Source organism: Chitinophaga arvensicola (assembly GCF_900110835.1).
GTDB lineage: Bacteria > Bacteroidota > Bacteroidia > Chitinophagales > Chitinophagaceae > Chitinophaga > Chitinophaga arvensicola.
The window spans coordinates 3,357,919-3,374,083 of record NZ_FOJG01000002.1 but is presented as its reverse complement, the minus strand read 5'-3'; the positions used below and the strand labels follow the sequence as shown (position 1 = coordinate 3,374,083).

Genomic DNA, 16,165 nt, shown 5'->3' with positions numbered 1-16,165 from the left:
ATAGCAGATGTATATACCGGATATTGAACTACAGTCGAAAGCAGCTATCAGGGCTTACCAGGAAAAGGAAGTAATGCGCCTGCTGGGTTACCTGCGTGAGTTTTCACCATTCTATAAAGCATGGTTTAAAAAACACGGCATTGCGGCAGACCAGGTTCAATCGCTGGAAGCCTTCTCACAGATTCCACCGGTAACAAAAGAAGATCTGCAGGAACATAACTGGGAATTTCTTTGTGTAGATAAAAGTAAAATAGCCGAATACACCACTACTTCTGGTACTTTAGGCCGGCCGGTGATTATTGCTTTAACGGAAAAAGACCTGCAACGGCTCAGCTATAACGAATACATTTCTTTCTGCTGCGCCGATGGTACTGATAGCGATATTTACCAGCTCATGCTCACACTGGACCGTCAGTTTATGGCAGGAATGGCTTATTACAACGGTATCCGCAAACTGGGCGCCGGTGTATTACGTGTAGGGCCTGGTGTACCGAGCATGCAATGGGAAAATATCCAGCGTATTCAACCAACCACCATCGTTGGTGTTCCTTCCTTTATCGTGAAACTGATTGCCTACGCCAAGGAACATCACATTGATGTAAACCAGACTTCTGTTAAAAAGGCGGTATGCATCGGAGAAAATATCCGCAATACCGATTTTTCGCTGAACGTACTGGGAAAGAAAATAACCGAGCAGTGGAATATCCAGCTTTATTCTACCTATGCTTCCACAGAAATGCAGACGGCATTTACCGAATGCAAAGCCGGCCACGGCGGGCATCATCACCCGGAATTACTGTATGTGGAATTGCTCGATGAAAATAATCAACCTGTTGCACCAGGTGAAGAAGGAGAGGTAACTATCACTACACTAGGCGTAGAAGGCATGCCCCTGCTGCGTTACAAAACCGGCGATATCTGCCAGTATCATCACGAAGCCTGCAGCTGCGGACGACATACGCTTCGTCTATCTCCCGTAATAGGACGTAAAAAACAGATGATCAAATACAAAGGTACTACCCTGTATCCACCAGCGCTTTTTGATTTGCTGAATGATATGGAAGATGTGAAAGAGTTTGTAGTGGAAGTATTTTCCAATGAACTCGGTACTGATGAAATACTATTGCACCTCTGGCCAAAGGAGGAATCTGAAGAGATGGACCGCAAAATAAAATCATATCTGCAGGCAAAGCTGCGCGTGATTCCGCAGGTGAGATATACCAGTCAGCAGGAGATTATGCGGATGCAGTTTCCGGAGAACAGTCGTAAGCCGGTGAAGTTTCTGGATAACAGGAGTTAGGCTAAAACCCCATCACCGCCATATCCTTCGGGTTATCCAGCTTCGTACTCTTCCGCTCGCCACCTACTAATACATGAATCATATTGGTCTGTGTAGGATGCCGTTCATATAACACATCATTCTTCACCTGCACCTTCTTTGGAACCGGCACATTTTCCGCTTCCAGGAAGCTCCATACTGCATCTTCTTCTATCTTATATCCGATAAAATGCAGGGGTACATTTTTGCCATCCAGTGTTACTGCAAGATGTTGAGAAAGATAAGCAGCGATGTAGCCCTCTACCTGCTTGCGATTGGCAGGGCGGGTAATATCAAAGGAAGTTTTATACTGTGCTTTGAGGGTATTTTCCAGGTCGTCCGCGAAAATGCGGCAACTGACCTGTAGCTCTTTTTTGCCCGCATCATGGGAAATCTCGGTAACGCTGGCATAGAAAGGGTGGAAGGCGGTTAGCCATAAAGTCATCCACCATTTACATAATAATAAACCCACTGGACTAATATTTTTTAAAAAATTAACTTTTACTTTCTATTATTACCCGAAATTAAAGAAAAGCAGTGGCAATGGATGGATTGTATTTTGAGCTGGGGTGGCAACATATTATTAATTGGGATGCTTATGATCATATTCTCTTTGTAATAGCGTTGAGTGCCATTTACCTGCTGCGCGACTGGAAAAAAGTGCTGGTATTGGTCACCGCATTTACGGTAGGACATTCCATTACCCTGGCGTTGAGTGTATTACATATTATCCGTATACCGGCGGCACTGATTGAGTTCCTGATACCGGTCACGATCTGTGTCACCGCCCTGTCGAATATTATCCGGAAAGACGAAGCACCGCAAAACCTGCAGCTCAACTACTTTTACGCTTTATTTTTCGGTTTGATCCATGGACTCGGTTTTTCCAATTACCTGAAAAGTTTGCTGGGAAGCCAGGCAAACATCGTTAAACCACTCCTGGGATTCAATTTGGGGCTGGAATTCGGACAGATCATTATCGTGATGTGCATACTGCTCATCTCCACCTGGATCGTGCAATTTGGGCGCGTAAAACGCCGCGACTGGAATATGTTCCTTTCTTCGGCCACTTTTGGCGTTGCTTTTTTAATGGTGATACAAGGCGTTAGAGCGCTGTTTATATAAACTGTTTATGAGAAAACAACTTTACCTCGCCGGGGTATTGTGTTGCAGCGTGTTGTCGCTGCAGGCGCAAAACAACCCGGGCTCCAACCATGGCAACCGTTTCGAGCAGCTGGGAACGATGTTGCAGACACCGAATATGTACCGCTCCGCTTCCGGTGCGCCCGGACCAAAATACTGGCAGCAACGGGCCGATTATGATATAGAAGCGCAACTGGATGATGAAAAGCAAAAACTGACGGGTGCAGAAACGGTTACTTACTTCAATAACTCGCCCGATCCGCTCACCTACCTCTGGTTACAGCTCGATGAAAATGAGCATGACGCCAAAGGCGATAACCAGCAGTTCAATGAAAGCCGGATGTCGGATAAAATGACCATGGCTACGCTCAACAGCCTCCTGCCTTCTGGTAAGGACCTGGGCGTAAAGATTGTAAAACTGACCGATGGAGATGGAAAAGCATTGCCCTACACCATCAATCAGACCATGCTCCGCATCGATCTGCCTAAGCCATTGATGCCGGGAGAGAAATATAAATTCAAAGTAAACTGGTGGTATAACCTGTCCGACCGGATGACCGTTGGTGGCCGGGGCGGATATGAATATTTCCCGGAAGATAAAAATTACCTCTACACCATTTCCCAGTGGTACCCGCGACTGGCCGTATACTCTGATTTCCAGGGATGGCAGAACAAGCAGTTTACCGGCCGTGGTGAATTTGCCCTCACCTTTGGCAATTTCCGTGTGCGCATGACCGTACCATCGGACCATGTGGTAGGCGCTACAGGTGAATGCCAGAATTACAGGGAAGTGCTTTCTCCTGCGCAATTCCAGCGCTGGCAGCAGGCACAGAACAGCAAGGAGCCGGTGGAAGTGGTGAGCCTGGATGAAGCAAAGAAAGCCATACAGGGACATGCCGGCAAAACCACCACCTGGGTATATGAGGCACAGAATGTGCGCGACTTTGCCTGGGTATCTTCCCGCCGCCTGGTGTGGGATGCCCTCGCTACCAACGTGGAAGGCAATAAGGTAATGGCCATGTCGTATTATGGTCCGGAAGCTTATCCGCTGTATCGCCGTTATTCTTCCAAAGTAGTAGCACATACGCTGAAATCATATTCAAAACATACGATTCCTTATCCTTACCCGGTGGCCATTTCGGTGGAAGCCGCCAACGGTATGGAATATCCTATGATCTGCTTCAACTATGGCCGCGCCGATAAAGATGGTACCTATTCTGAAGCTACCAAGAACGGTATGATCGGGGTTATCATCCACGAAGTGGGACATAACTTCTTCCCGATGATCGTCAACTCCGACGAAAGACAATGGACCTGGATGGACGAAGGACTGAATACCTTCTGCCAGTTTATGGCCGAACAGGAATGGGACAGTAACTTCCCTTCCGGCCGTGGCCCTGCACATAAGATCGTGGATTATATGAAGATGCCGAAAGATCAGCTGGAACCTATCATGACCAATTCTGAAAACATTGTGCAGTTTGGGCCCAATGCCTATGCTAAACCGGCTACAGGACTGAATATCATGCGGGAAACCATTATGGGGCGTGAGCTGTTTGATTTTGCCTTCCGTGAATATGCACGCCGTTGGGCATTTAAACATCCTACTCCGGCCGACTTCTTCCGCACTATGGAAGATGCCTCTGCGGTAGACCTGGACTGGTTCTGGCGCGGCTGGTTCTTTGGAACTGAACCGGTGGATATTTCCATCGACAGCCTGAAATGGTATCGCATGGATGGCAAAAATCCGGAAGAAACCGCCCAATCGGCCAAAGCTGCCTACGATAAAAATATGGATCACGTGGCCAGGCAGCGGAACAAAGCAGCCGGCGTGAAATATGCCGTGGATCAGGATACCAGCCTGCAGGATTTCTACAGCAAATGGAACCGCTTTGAAGTAAGCCCGGAAGATAAAGCTGCTTATAATGAATTTTACAACGGTTTAAGCAAAGAAGAAAAAGCATTGTACGATAGCAAAAAGAATTTCTACCAGGTAACTTTCTCCAATAAAGGCGGCCTGGTAATGCCACTCATCATTGAATGGACTTTTGCCGATGGTACAAAAGAAACCGACCGGATCTCCGCCTATATCTGGCGTAAGAATGAAAATGAGGTGACCAAAGTATTTGCAAAGGATAAAGCCGTAGTGTCTGTAAAGCTCGATCCGTTGCGCGAAACCGCCGATATTGACGAAAGCAATAACAGCTGGCCACGTACCGCTTCACCTTCTAAATTTGAGTTATTCAAGGCGGCCGGTACCATTCGGGGCGCTTCTACCGGTGATAACCCGATGAAGAAAGCAAGTACAAAATAAACCAGCTATTTTATATTTTGTGGCGGCTATCATCTCCGGATGATAGCCGCCTTACTTTTTAAGATCCTTTTAAAAGTCAATGTTATGAAACAACTAGCCCGGTTATTACTGTTGATCTGCCTGGTGCAAACAGCCAGGGCCGCCGATGTGGATACCGTTTCCATTCACAGCCAGAAAATGCGTCGCGCCTATAAATGCGTAGTGATCAAGCCTGCCTCCTACAAAAGCGGTACACAACGCTACCCGGTGGTATACCTGCTGCATGGCGCCGGTGGTAATTTCGCCAACTGGGTCACCAATGTGCCTGTTATCAAGGAACTGGCCGATACTTATCAATGCATGATCGTTTGCCCGGATGGCGCGGTGACCAGCTGGTACTTCGACAGCCCGGTAGATAGCAGCATGCGTTTTGAAACCTATGTGTCCAAAGAAATCCCGGCATACATAGACCAGCATTATCAGACTTTACCGGAACCCGCTCACCGGGCCATCGCCGGCCTGAGCATGGGTGGCCACGGCGCCCTGTTCCTGGCGATCCGTCACCAGGATGTATTCGGCGCTGCCGGGAGTATGAGTGGTGGCGTGGATTTTCGGCCGTTTCCCAAAAACTGGGATCTGAAGAAACGCCTGGGAGAACCAGGTACGGACGGTGCCAACTGGTACGACTATACGGTTATAAAACAGGTAGATAGCCTGAAACCGGGTGCCTTGTCTATTATTGTTGATTGCGGTGTAAAGGATTTCTTTATTGATGTAAACCGGGATCTTCATAAAAAATTATTACTGGCGGGTATCAATCACGACTATACGGAACGGCCAGGAGAGCACAACTGGCAATACTGGGCCAATGCGGTCAAGTACCAGTTGTTATTCTTCCAGCAGTTTTTCAATAAGTAAAAAGGTATTATAAAAAGAAAGGCCGGTCTTTGGTAAGACCGGCTTCTTTTTGTCCAATTCCTATGAAAATCCAGAAAATTTGTTCTCTAAAAAGTGCCGTCAGCAGGAATACCAACGGCGGTAATCTTTGAATGTGACCTATGTTGATTGAAAAATATTATTTATTCTTCCTCGCGTTTGTTGAATGAATGCCGGTCCTCAACAGGACCGGCCTTTTTTATGCACGCGATTCAAAATAAGAATGTTATTATTTTTTCGGATCCCACCACAGATGGGTACCACCTACGTCTTTTGGTTCGCTGAGGGTAGTCACCGCCTTTGCAACTCCAGCGCCATTGGTAGCGTATTCGTTGCTTGGGAATGGTGCTCTGCGTACAAAGTCCGTGGTGCTTACTTTACCACCACTGTTGTTTACTACAACCGGAAACAGTTTAGGGTAACCGGTTCTGCGGAATTCAGCCCATGCTTCTTCTCCTTCAGGGAAATTGGCAATCCATTTCTGGGTAATGATACGTTCCAGTTTCCTGTCTACTGACACACCTTCTTCCCATTTGATGGTAACGGTGCTCAGGTATTGGGAACCAGCTTTGATATCATTCTGGCCGGCAGTGATCGCCTTTGGATCGATGTATGGTGCTGGCAGTGAAGCGTTATCATTGTAATAAGTACTTGCATCTCCCAGTTTATATTGATCGAAGGAAGTCTGGATACCGGTTTCGTAATTGGTTTGCGCATTACCTGCACCTGCCCATTGGCGGATAGCCGCTTCTGATTTCAGGAACCAGGCTTCAGCAGCCGTTACGAGCTGTAATTTACCAGGCAGTTCCACCAGTTTGGAGAAGCTACCATAACGTGCTTTACCATCGATATTGATACCATTACGGATACCGATATACTGGTCTTTCACAGCAGGATCAGTTGCTTTCTCGAAGTACAACGGCAAACGGGGATCTTTATAACCGTTCATGTAAGTACCTACGGGAGCACCCATCAGGATATCGCCCCATGCACCACAAACGGTGTTCAGCGGGTGAGTGGTAGTTCCGATATCCACCGTGAAGTTATCCTTGTAGCTTTGCAGTAATCCACCAGCATTTGCCAGTGCGGCTTCACCTTCCAGTTTAGCTTTTGCAGCATCTACGTTTACTACACGTAAAGCGAGTCTTAAACGCAGGGTGTTGGCAAATTGTAACCATTGTTTGTAGCTACCACCGTAAACGAGATCGGATTTTTTGAACAAGGCAGATGATTCTTTGCCGGCCAATGGTGTCAGGATATCGATAGCGGTTTTCAGTTCATCAAAGAACATATAGTACGCATCTTTCTGGCTGTCGTAGTCGATAGAACCATCCGGGTTAGGAGTATTGTATTTGCTGTAGATGATCGGGCCAAAGATATCGGAAGTCCGGTGCATGGCTTCCACTTTGATGATCAGCGACATGGCATAGCTATCAGGTACTTTTCCTTTGGTGAACGCAGCTACTTTGTAGCAGGGATTCATCACATTGGTATAACCGGTGCTGAAAGTAGTATTGATCCATCCATCTACAAAGCTGTAGGTGATGTTATTGATGTTACCGCCAAAGGGGGTAGGCGACATCATATAACCACTGTAAATATCACTCAGCAGGTTTTGTTGCAGCTGGAAGGTAGGTGCCGGCTGATAGAGATAGATGCTGCGTTGTGCCTGTTGCAGCAAAGCCGGAACCAGTGCAAAATCCGCCGCTAACTCTTCATCCGTAGAACCATATGGGTTTTTGTTGATGTCTTCAAAGTTTTTGGTACAGCTGCTGAAGCATAGTGTGGCTGCCATGGCCAGACTCGCTATTTTGAATATTTTATAATTCATAGCTCTTGTTTTTGTTGTTCTTAATCAGGTTAAAATGCACATTTCAGGTTCAATCCAAAGCTGCGGGTAGATGGTAAACCAAATACATCCACACCTTGCACACCGTTACCGGTACTCATACTCAGTTCAGGATCGTAAGGCGCTTTTTTAGTGATAAAGAACAGGTTACGTGCTACCAGTCCAAGCTTCAGGTCTTTGAAGAATCCTGGTTTCAATGCGAAGTTGTAATTAACAGATAACTCTCTCAGGCGGATGTTAGTGGCATCATACATATAGAATTCGGTGATACCGGCACGGCCGCCGATACCTGCATAGTACAGGTCAGCAGGGATTTTACCGGTATAGGCTTTACCGCTGGCGTATACAGCAGGAACATCTACACCACCATTTTTACGTGCATCGCCGGTGGCTTTTGATACACCATACTGGTCCATCATAGCTTGTGTGATACTCATTACTTTACCACCAAAACGGCCATCGATCAGGAAGTTGATGCTGAATTTGTGCAGGTTGATAGTATTGCTCCATCCCAGCAGGAAGTCTGGTGTTGGATTACCGAGGTAGGTTAATTTACCGTCTTCTGCTTTAGGCTTGCCGCTTTCATCATCTATCACCAGTTTACCGCTTTCGTCACGTACGGCTTTCTTACCGTAAATGTCGCCATAGGCACTTCCTTCATGGAGCACCAGCGCATAGGTGTTAACGTTATCGCCTCTTGGAGTCAGGGTATAATCACCATTTAACTGCGGCGCCAGTTTGATCAGCTTGTTCCTGTTACGGGTGAAGTTGAATGCTGTGTTCCAGCCGAAGTTCTTTTGTTTTACTACCTGGTAGCCCAGTGTTGCTTCTATACCGGTGTTTTGTACATCACCCGCATTCAGGTAAGCGTTTGGATAGAGGTAGCCTACAGATACCGGGAAATCGAAGTATTGATTTTTAGTGTGTGAGTTGTACCAGGTTACATCCAGGTTCAGGCGGTTATCCATGAATCTCCATTCTGTACCTACTTCTACGGAAGTGGTGATTTCAGGTTTCAGTGCTACGCCGTTAAAAGGTCCAGCAATGTTGGAGATCAAAGTACCGGAAATGATCTGGTTGGTAGGTCTGGTTACAAACTGATCTACGTCATTACCTACTTTTGCATAAGATGCACGGATCTTTGAGTAAGTGATGGCGGCTGGCATTTTAAATACTTCGCTCAGGATGGTATTTAAACCGGCGGAATAATACAGGTACCCTTTTTTCATGGTAGGTGTGTATGCCAGGGTAGATGACCAGTCGTTACGGGCGGTCAGGTCCAGGAATACTTTTTCACTCAGGTTAATACCAGCGGTAGCGAATAAAGACTGGATCTGTCTTCTGGAACCGGTGGGTGTTATTTTCGCAGCCGGGCTCAGGTTAATGTTACCGATATGGAATACATTGGCGAAAGCCAGGTCTGCATCTTTGGAGTCAATAAAATTATGATCCTGTTTGAGGTCGTTGATACTGGTACCGGCAGTGAAGTTGAATCCGAGTTTATCAGACAGCTTTTTGTTACCGGATACCAGCAGGTCACCATAATATTGGGTGCTGGTCAGGTAATCGTTGGTATAGCGGCCGTTGGCATCTGCAATGGTAGTTTGTGTACCGGCATATGCTTTCAGTTCGTATTTATCCCAGGCTTTGTTGGCGTTACCACGAATCTGTACGTTCAGCCAGTCGTTGATCGCATAACGTAAGCTCAGGGATGCGATGAGATTGTCTTTCCTGTTTTCGGTAACGTTTCTGTTCAGCACCCAGTATGGATTCTGCTGGAAGTCTTCCCCTGCCTGGCTTTTATCGAAATTAATATTCCACCAGTTCTGCATGTTTACGTTACGTGCAGCGGAGAAATATTCGTAGTTATTTTTATAGCTGTCGAAATCCAGTCCTCTGGGGAAAATATACAAACCGGTAAGCGGGTTGTAGTATAAGCCGGAAGTAGGACGGTTATGTGCATTCTGGGTGGTCATCTGCACGTTCGCATCTATATTCAGTTTATCGTTCAGGAAGGTACCTGTTTCACGGAAGTTGAGGGTATGCTGACCATACTTCGCAGTAGGCATTATTCCTGTATTCGCGGTGTTGGAATAAGAGAAATAAGTCTGTGCTTTTTCAGTACCACCGGCTACGTTAACGGAGTTAATAAAAGTAGTACCGGTTTTAAAGAATGGTTTTACAATATCCTTGCTGCTGCCTTCTTTGCCCCAGCTGTCGATGGTACCGGGACCTGTTTGCAGATAGGAGTTCTGTGATTCAGGAAGATAAGCAGGTTTGTCGAGCGTGAAGCTGGAGGCGAAGCTTACTTTTGCCTGTCCTGCTTTACCTTTTTTAGTGGTGATGATGATTACACCGTTACCTGCCTGGCTACCGTACAATGCAGAAGCCGAAGCTCCTTTCAGTACGTTGATACTTTCGATGTCATCCGGGTTGATGGTACTTAAGATATCACCACCATCACGACCGCCGGAAGAAGCGCCGGAAGCCTGTCCCCAGAGATCGCCGGGTTGTGCACTGGTGAAGTTGGCGATAGGTACACCATCTACTACATACAGCGGTTGATTCTCCCGGATAGATTTCTGTCCGCGTAAAATCACCCTGGCAGAACCACCCACACCGGAGGCACTGCGGTTAATCTGCAGGCCGGATACTTTACCGGACAAGCTATTGATCACGTTTGTTTCTTTCACATTGGTCAGATCTTCACCTTTTACCTGTTGGGTTGAGTAGGTCAGATCTTTTGCTTTACGCTGGATACCCAACGCAGTTACTACCAGTTCATTCAGTCCTCTTACATTGTCTTCCAATGTGGCGTTGAGGGTAGCGCTGCTGCCAACAGTACTTTCTTTAACGGCAAAACCAACATAGCTAAAAACAAGTACATCACCTGCTTTTGCGTTGATATGATACTTACCTTCTGCATTGGTCTGGGTGCCTTTTGAAGCCCCTTTGATCTGTACGGTAACACCAGGAAGCGGAGTGCCTTTGCCATCCTTTACGGTGCCGCTGATTTCTTTTTCCTGGAAAGCGCTACGGAATGAAGATGCGGGCAACCAGGTATAGCTGGCGGCCTTCACATATGCACTGTCTGCTAATATGGAAGTGAGGGCCAGACCGGTCATAGCACACACTTTCATAAGGCGTAGGTTTTTTTTCATACTTGCCTTTTTTTTGGTTAATAAATGGGATTTGTATTGTTGAATTAAACTGACCATTTTAAAGCGTGCATTATTTTTGAAAAATGAGTGGTCCGTTAGCATGGCGTGCACCATCCTTTAAGGACTGTTTTTCTTCGTTTTTTATGCAGTTACCCGTCTATAGGGGCGTGCAAGGCCTCATCGCTGTTCGCGATGTGTGATCCGGGTTGAGCAAAGCAGTTTGTTGTTATGTGTTTTTCTACATGAAATGTTGTTTTTAATAACGTCTGTTTGTTACAGGCTGCATAGCATAGAGCGCTGATATGTTGCGCTACAGAAAAGGAGTCGTGCGTACTTATATTTAGTACTATGCTGTTTTAAATTATTTTTAACTTTTTTTTGAAACTTACCGGAGATCCCACCAGAGCGGTGTTCCACCGTTATCCAATCCTTTTAACGTGGTAATGGCACGGGCCAGTGCCTTCGGATTAGTGACCTGTTCTATCTGCGGCATAGGTAACCGGCGGATCATTTTTTCTGTGGAGATAGTATTGCCACTATTATTAATAACTACCGGGAACAACTTGGGATAGCCCGTTCTGCGGAATTCACTCCAGGCTTCCTGTCCTTCCGGAAACATGGCGATCCATTTCTGCGTGATGATTTTTTCCAGTTTCTCTGCTACCGGCGCGCCTTCTTTCCATTTAATGGTAATGGTGCTCAGGTGCGGATCACCCGCAGGTACATTGTTGTCGCCGTTTTGCGGATCGATATATGGACGGGGTTTGTCGGTATCGTTATTCATATATGCGTCCACGTTAGTGATGTTGTACTGGTTAAAAGAAGTGCTGATGCCGGTGGCATAATTGGTAGCGGCATCTCCCGCACCTTTCCAGCCATATACGGCGGCTTCGGCTTTCAGGAACCAGGCTTCTGCGGCTGTCATGAATAATATCCTGCTGTCAAATTTCACCAGGGGAGAAAAACCGCTATATTCTTCTTTCGCAGAAATCCGGATACCGTTCCGGATGCCATGGTATACATTCACGCCATCATCGGTGGGTACAAAATAGTGGGATAGCCTGGGATCTTTATAACCGGTCAGGATAGATTCCATGGGAGCGCTCATTCTCAGGTCGGCCCAGGTATAGCACATGATATTCAACGGATGTGTTACCGGGGAAATATTCACATAGAAATTATCAGCAGGAATAGTGAGCAACCCCAATGGATGGCTAAGTGCGGCTTCGCCTTCTTCTCTAGCCTTTTGGGGATCCACTCCTGAAATACGGATGGCTAAGCGCAACCGCAACGTATTGGCAAATTTAACCCATTGGGTATAATCGCCTTTGTATACCAGGTCGAATGCGGCGAAACGCTGTGTGGCACCAGTGTTGATAAAATGAGTCAGGGTATCGATGGCTTCTTTGAGGTCTTTGAAGAAGGCATAGTAAGCCTGCTGCTGGGAGTCGTAATCAATGCCCATTTCATTGTTCAGCTGGCCGTAATGTGTATAGATCACAGGGCCATAGATATCGCTGATGCGATGCATGGCTTCCACCTTGATGATCTGTGCCCATGCATAGAAATCACTGTAATGATCTTTCGCCTTTGTTTGTGCGAAGTCGCAGGTTTTCATCACATTGCTGTAGGTTACCTGCCAGGGCTTATTATTCCAGTAATAAAGGAGGCCGTAATTGGTATTATTGATATTGCCTTCAAAGGGAGTAGGGGCCATCATATAGCCGGAAAAAACATCGGCGTTGAGGTTCTGCTGTAATTGTGCAGTGGGCGGATCGTTATAGATGAGCAGGTTGAGTTGCGCCTGTGATAAAGGTTCCCCCATCAGCCGGTAATCGGCTCTCAGTTCTTCTTCCGTGAAATCGAAAGGATTTTTGTTAATCTCATCAAATCTCTTCGTACATGCACTTGCCAGCATAATTGCCACGACGGCGAATAATGTGGTGATTTTCCAGCTTTTCATTGGTGAGTATTTTAAAGTCCTAATCTCAGGTTGATCCCCATGCTGCGTACAGGTGGCAACCCGAATACATCTACACCCTGCAGCCCGTTGCCGGTACCCATGGATACTTCCGGATCAAACGGCGCATGCAGTTCAAAAAAGAAAAGGTTCCTGCCTACTATTCCTACGCGCGCATTGCGCACCCATTTCCATTTCAACGGGAGGCGATAGCTCAGGCTCAGTTCCCGTAAACGGATGTTGGTAGCGTCGTACATATACATCTCCCCAATGCCGGCCCTGCCGCCGATGGTGGTGTAATATGTTTGTGCATCAATTTTTCCGCTATAGGCGGTACCATTGCGGTTCACGGCATTGATTTTTACGCCGCCATTGTCACGGGCTTTGGCACTTTCTTCACTTACGCCGTACCAGTCCAGCACGGCCTGCGTTACACTCATTACTTTACCGCCAAACCGACCATCTATCAGGAAGCTCAGGTTAAAGTTTTTATAATCGATACTGTTATTCCATCCCAGGGTGAAATCCGGGTTCGGATTACCCACTTTCTTGAATGCGTTGCGGGTCTGCAGTTTACCGGCAGCGTCCAGTACATATTCCCCTTTGCTGTTCTGCACCAGCTCTTTGTTGGAATAAATATCGCCCCAGGAGCCGCCTTCCATGATAAAAGAGCCAAACATATTCACCCCGAAATCAGTGAGAATAAACATATTACTGGTATCGGCCCCGATGATCCGGGAATTGGAAAGGGAAATAATTTTATTCCTGTTGGTGGCAAAATTTACGGTACTGGTCCAGGCCACGGCCTTATTACGTATAGGCATCAGTGTAAGCGTGGCTTCCCATCCCTGATTCTGTATATTACCCATGTTGAGGTAATAGGTATTATACCGGTTACCCAGCGGGGCCGGTACTTCCATGTATTGTTTATAATTATTGTTTTTGTAGAAGGTGATATCTGCGGTGATCCTATTTTTGAGCAGATGTGCTTCCAGGCCTACTTCAAAAGAACGGTTGTCTTCCGGCTCCAGGTGGAGGCCCGGATACAATGTGTCCTGGTTGAGTACCACACGCGTTACGCCTGCAATGGTTTGCAGGGTGAAGGAGGCAGGGCGCGAAGAGTAGGGGGCTATATCATTTCCCACTTTTGCATACGAGATGCGGGAGCGGAGGAAATCGATGGATGCAGGCATTTTAAACATCTCGCTCCATACGGCCGACAGTCCCGCAGAATAATAGAAATATCCTTTATGCAGAGTTGAAGTATAGGCGAAGGTGCTGGACCAGTCGTTGCGCCCGGTGAAATCGAGGAACAGGTAATTGTTGATCCCTACCTGTGCATTGGCAAATACTGCCTGTAATTGTTTGCGTTCTATATTATGCTGTGCATCCAGGGAGGTGTTGAGAATATTGGAAACAGAAAATTTATTCGGATAATTCAATCCCGGATCTGCATTGGGGTTGGAGCCGTTGAAATTCCGTTCATGCGCTTTGGTATCGGTGATGCTGGCGCCTATATTGCCGGCCAGGTGCAGCCATTTATTCATTTTGTGGCTGGCGTTAAGCATCATGTCGCCGTATAGCTGGGTGTTGAATTCTTTTTCCAGTGTATATCTTCCGTTGGAGCCTGCCAGTACGATCTGTGTGCCGGCATAGGCTTCCAGTTCGTACTGGTCGAGGGATTTATCGAAGTTGCCCCGGCTTTTCAGTGCCAGCCAGTCGTTCAGCTGCCAGGTGAGCGACAGCGTAGCGAGGCCCCGGTAGCGGGAATCGAGGCGAAGGTTGCGATTCAACGCCCACATAGGGTTTTGCTGATCATCCTGGCCTATCCACTTTTTATCATTCCGGATATTCCACCAGTTCTGCATGTAGAGATCGCGGCCCTGGTCGTAGTATTCAAAGTTGTTTTTGTAGTAGTCGAAATCCTGTCCGCGCGGAAAGGTATACAGGCCGGAAATGGGGCTGTAATACAAACCGGATGACAAGCGGTTGGTAGTGCTTTGTGCAGTGAAAGATACGTTGGCATCCATCACCAGTTTATCGTTGAGTAGCTTTAATGTTTCGCGCAGGTTAACGGTATGCCGGTCGAATTTATTGGTGGGCAGAATACCTTTGTTGGTGGTGTTCGCGTAGGAGAAATAACTTTGTGCGGTTTCTGTACCACCGCTGAAGGCAATAGTATTGGTAAACGTGGAACCGTTGTTATAAAAATCTTTTACGTGGTCGGGTGCATTGATCGGGCGGCCCCAGCTACCCAGTGATCCGGGTTGTGGCGTACCTACTTTATCTACGCCGGGTGTATCTGTTTGTGCATAGCGGTATTGAAGCGGTGGGAGGAGTGCTGGTGTTTCCTGTGTGAAATCGGAAGAAATATCAATTTTGCTTCTGCCGGGTTTTCCTTTTTTGGTGGTGATGAGGATCACGCCGTTGGCGGCCTGGCTACCATATAAAGCGGCGGCGGAAGCGCCTTTCAGGATACTGATGCTTTCAATATCGTCCGGGTTGATGTTGGAGATACCATCGCCGCCATCGCGGCCACCGGCGCCGATGATGTTGTGGGATTGTCCCCATACATCGGAAGGTTGTGCCGGTGTGTAGTTGGCGTAAGGCACGCCATCTACGATGTACAGCGGTTGGTTTTCCCGGGTGGATTTATTGCCACGCAGCACTACCCTTACAGAACCGCCTATGCCGGAGGCGCTGCGGACAATGGTGGCGCCGGCTGTTTTGCCGTTCAGGCAGTTGATGACATTGGCGTCTTTTACCAGTTGCAGATCTTCTCCATCCAGCTGCTGGGTGGAATAGGGGAGTTCCCTGCTTTTTTTCTGGATGCCGAGGGCAGTTACTACCAGTTCGTTGAGGGCTTTTACATTTTCCTGCAGGCGTACCACGATGCTGGAATCTGTGCCTACGGTTACTTCCCGGCTGATGAAGCCTACGGAACTAAAAACAAGCATATCGCCGGTGCTGGCTTTTATGGTAAAACCAGCATCGGCGTTAGATTGGGTTCCTTTATTGGAATGTTTGATCTGAATAGTGACTCCCGGGAGTGGCGTGCCTTTGTTATCGCGTACAATTCCACTGATATCTCGCTCCAGGGACACATGATTCAGAAGGTCAACAGTGGGTGAGGGTCCGGTGTCACTTTCTGCGCCTACTATAATTTTATTGTTAATGCGGGTAAACTTTAGTCCTGCCTGAAGGGATAATAAACTGAGTACTTCATCGATGGGTGTTTTCGTACAGTTTAACGTAATCTTTTTCTTCAGGTTCAGATCAGTTTTGTCATAATGAAAGTTTAGCCCTGTTTTTACCGAAATTTCGGTCATTACTTCTTCCAGGTTTTTATTTTTTACCTGGATGGTGACAACTATTCCTGCAGGCGGGTCGGGTGTTTGCGTGATTGCGCTAGTCGTTGTGTTCAAGCTCCCCGCCAACAGTAGTGTCAGCATCAACCCCATGGATACAAACCACATCCTGGGGTAAGGCTTTACCCTCATATGGA

General features: G+C 47.1%; 9 protein-coding genes. 4 read left to right on the top strand and 5 right to left on the bottom strand.

Going from position 1 to position 16,165, the window contains the following annotated elements; translation table 11 throughout:
- Positions 1–7: 7 nt before the first annotated feature.
- Positions 8–1,300: a phenylacetate--CoA ligase family protein gene (locus BMW79_RS30615; RefSeq protein ID WP_089902543.1), complete on the top strand. Its 1,293-nt coding sequence runs from the start codon at positions 8–10 to the stop codon at positions 1,298–1,300.
- Between the two features lies 1 nt (position 1,301).
- Here BMW79_RS30615 and BMW79_RS30610 read toward each other — a convergent pair whose 3' ends face one another.
- Positions 1,302–1,790 (bottom strand): DUF6702 family protein, encoded by a 489-nt coding sequence (locus tag BMW79_RS30610; RefSeq protein ID WP_089902540.1) that lies wholly within the window; start codon positions 1,788–1,790, stop codon positions 1,302–1,304.
- A gap of 71 nt (positions 1,791–1,861) precedes the next feature.
- Between BMW79_RS30610 and BMW79_RS30605 the strand changes: the two genes are divergently transcribed.
- The 3 genes from BMW79_RS30605 (at position 1,862) to BMW79_RS30595 (ending at position 5,672) form a co-directional block, all read left to right on the top strand.
- Positions 1,862–2,443 carry a HupE/UreJ family protein gene (locus BMW79_RS30605; protein WP_089902537.1) on the top strand — a complete coding sequence of 194 codons (582 nt, stop codon included), beginning with the start codon at positions 1,862–1,864 and terminating at the stop codon, positions 2,441–2,443.
- A gap of 7 nt (positions 2,444–2,450) precedes the next feature.
- Complete coding sequence (locus BMW79_RS30600) at positions 2,451–4,775, top strand: M1 family metallopeptidase (RefSeq protein ID WP_089902534.1); 2,325 nt, start codon at positions 2,451–2,453, stop codon at positions 4,773–4,775.
- A gap of 84 nt (positions 4,776–4,859) precedes the next feature.
- Positions 4,860–5,672, top strand: a complete 813-nt coding sequence (locus BMW79_RS30595; protein ID WP_089902531.1) for an alpha/beta hydrolase — start codon at positions 4,860–4,862, stop codon at positions 5,670–5,672.
- A 247-nt stretch (positions 5,673–5,919) separates the two neighbouring features.
- On the opposite strand, the gene BMW79_RS30590 is transcribed toward BMW79_RS30595, so the two are convergent.
- The 4 genes from BMW79_RS30590 to BMW79_RS30575 all read right to left on the bottom strand — a co-directional run bounded on the left by BMW79_RS30590 (position 5,920) and on the right by BMW79_RS30575 (position 16,160).
- Complete coding sequence (locus BMW79_RS30590) at positions 5,920–7,521, bottom strand: SusD/RagB family nutrient-binding outer membrane lipoprotein (RefSeq protein ID WP_245752747.1); 1,602 nt, start codon at positions 7,519–7,521, stop codon at positions 5,920–5,922.
- Between the two features lie 29 nt (positions 7,522–7,550).
- Positions 7,551–10,700, bottom strand: coding sequence for a SusC/RagA family TonB-linked outer membrane protein (locus tag BMW79_RS30585; protein ID WP_177192395.1), 3,150 nt, complete (start codon positions 10,698–10,700; stop codon positions 7,551–7,553).
- Positions 10,701–11,085: 385 nt separating this feature from the next.
- Entirely contained in the window at positions 11,086–12,663 is a 1,578-nt protein-coding gene (locus BMW79_RS30580; RefSeq protein ID WP_089902525.1) for a SusD/RagB family nutrient-binding outer membrane lipoprotein, read from the bottom strand.
- Between the two features lie 11 nt (positions 12,664–12,674).
- The gene (locus BMW79_RS30575) at positions 12,675–16,160 is read right to left on the bottom strand and encodes a SusC/RagA family TonB-linked outer membrane protein (RefSeq protein WP_089902521.1); all 3,486 of its coding nucleotides are present in this window, start codon (positions 16,158–16,160) and stop codon (positions 12,675–12,677) included.
- Positions 16,161–16,165: the final 5 nt, after the last annotated feature.

Bases quoted from the DNA above. Each gene is read 5' to 3' on its own strand.
- BMW79_RS30595 (WP_089902531.1), top strand. From the start codon at position 4,860: ATGAAACAACTAGCCCGGTTATTACTGTTGATCTGCCTGGTGCAAACA.
- BMW79_RS30600 (WP_089902534.1), top strand. From the start codon at position 2,451: ATGAGAAAACAACTTTACCTCGCCGGGGTATTGTGTTGCAGCGTGTTG.
- BMW79_RS30575 (WP_089902521.1), bottom strand. From the start codon at position 16,160: ATGAGGGTAAAGCCTTACCCCAGGATGTGGTTTGTATCCATGGGGTTG.
- BMW79_RS30590 (WP_245752747.1), bottom strand. From the start codon at position 7,521: ATGAATTATAAAATATTCAAAATAGCGAGTCTGGCCATGGCAGCCACA.
- BMW79_RS30580 (WP_089902525.1), bottom strand. From the start codon at position 12,663: ATGAAAAGCTGGAAAATCACCACATTATTCGCCGTCGTGGCAATTATG.
- BMW79_RS30605 (WP_089902537.1), top strand. From the start codon at position 1,862: ATGGATGGATTGTATTTTGAGCTGGGGTGGCAACATATTATTAATTGG.
- BMW79_RS30615 (WP_089902543.1), top strand. From the start codon at position 8: ATGTATATACCGGATATTGAACTACAGTCGAAAGCAGCTATCAGGGCT.
- BMW79_RS30585 (WP_177192395.1), bottom strand. From the start codon at position 10,700: ATGAAAAAAAACCTACGCCTTATGAAAGTGTGTGCTATGACCGGTCTG.